Origin of the sequence: Domibacillus sp. 8LH, assembly GCF_038806185.1 — a bacterium.
Lineage (GTDB): Bacteria > Bacillota > Bacilli > Bacillales > Domibacillaceae > Domibacillus > Domibacillus indicus_A.
The window spans coordinates 1-248 of sequence record NZ_JAVJNG010000269.1 but is presented as its reverse complement, the minus strand read 5'-3'; the positions used below and the strand labels follow the sequence as shown (position 1 = coordinate 248).

Genomic DNA, 248 nt, shown 5'->3' with positions numbered 1-248 from the left:
CGAAGTGGCTAAACGCGGCGGACTGTAAATCCGCTCCTTCGGGTTCGGCAGTTCGAATCTGCCCCCCTCCACCATTTATAGGGGCATAGTTTAAAGGTAGAACTGAGGTCTCCAAAACCTCCAGTGTGGGTTCGATTCCTACTGCCCCTGCCAATTAAATAATATGATATAATGGCGGTCGTGGCGAAGTGGTTAACGCATCGGATTGTGGCTCCGACATTCGGGGGTTCGATTCCCCTCGATCGCCC

The 248-nt window shown here is 52.8% G+C and carries 2 tRNA genes; both read left to right on the top strand.

The window, feature by feature from the left end:
• Positions 1-79 precede the first annotated feature (79 nt).
• Positions 80-153, top strand: a tRNA-Trp gene (locus RG959_RS24680).
• 21 nt (positions 154-174) lie between these two features.
• A tRNA-His gene (locus RG959_RS24675) sits at positions 175-247 on the top strand.
• Position 248: the final 1 nt, after the last annotated feature.